Origin of the sequence: Variovorax glucosi, from assembly GCF_051216695.1 — a bacterium.
Lineage (GTDB): Bacteria > Pseudomonadota > Gammaproteobacteria > Burkholderiales > Burkholderiaceae_C > Variovorax.
Map to the genome: position 1 here is coordinate 1 of NZ_JBPJZE010000260.1, position 1,160 is coordinate 1,160.

Annotated in this window: 1 protein-coding gene; it reads right to left on the reverse strand. The window is 67.2% G+C overall.

The window, feature by feature from the left end:
• Nucleotides 1-1,143: DUF927 domain-containing protein (locus tag ACSFA3_RS24790; protein ID WP_435508015.1), on the reverse strand; the 1,143-nt coding region annotated here is incomplete at its 3' end.
• Nucleotides 1,144-1,160 lie beyond the last annotated feature (17 nt).

Here is a 1,160-nt window from a genome sequence, read left to right on the forward strand (position 1 = left end):
GTTGCGGTACAGGGTGTAGCGCGTTTTCCCGCCTTCCTCCCCGGTCTGCATGCACCCCGCCGCGACAAGGACGCGGCAGACCAACATCGTGTCAAACCCCGCAAAGATCTCGCGCCGGAACACGAGAGGATCGATGAGATATTCGCGCTCGTCACCTTCGAAGCGTTTGCGCCAGCCGGCGCGGTTGTGAACAAGCTTCGAGCGCTGTGGCGCGTCGAACACGACCGCCCGCGCGTCGAGGTCCACGAAGCGGCCGTCCTCGTGGCGGGAGATGAACTCGCGCAGCTTGTCCAGGACCACCTTCGGCTCAGTATCCCCCAACGTGCCACGCGCGTTCAGCCATTCGCCGAAGCAGCGCACGATCGCAGCGCGCGCCTCGCCAGGCTGCCAGCCCGTCAGCCCCCACGACGTAGCAAGTTCCCCAGCCAGAGCTTTCAGGGCGAAGCGCTCGCAGACGCGATGGGCCTGCCCGCCCAACGCCCGGCCATCGCCGAAGACCCGCACGCACTCGGCCAGGAATTCCTGGGTGCCCGAGGCCACAAGATCGCGCAGCCCGCTCTGATTGGCGGCGCAGCGGCGGATGAACTCGACCCCGACCTCGCCATACGCCTCGGTGCAGCCCGCCGCGATCGTGTCGGACAGTGCCGCGCCGCTAGCGTGGCCGTGCAGCACATCGAAGATGCCGTGGCCCTGGCCTGCGTCGGCCTGCAGTTCGGCGAGGCGCACCTCCTGCCCAGCCCGGACCGATTTACCCGCTACCGCCATATGCTGGCTCAGCCCGACTTCGCCAGTGCTCAGATAGAGAAGTCGCCAGCTCTGGCGGCGTGCAGCGGCGCCAGACTTTATCGCGCGTTGCTTGCCTTGGCCGTTGCCCAGCATGTAGCTACTCTCCCCAACCTCGCGCGGATCGACCTGCCCTATCTCGTCCAAGATCAGCAGGGCACAGTTGTGCCGCGCGGCGATGGCCTCCAGCCCGTTGAGGGTCGAGCGCCACGGTTGCATGTAATCGGGACCACCGCAGGCCGAGCCGGCCGTCTTCGCCGCCCGGGTCTTGCCAGTGCTCGAACGGCCGGTGAGGTGCAGCCCGCCGCCATCGACTCGGCTGAACGGTAGCAGGGTCGCCGCGAATGCCATCGAGCACACCAGTAGCAGTCGGGAAT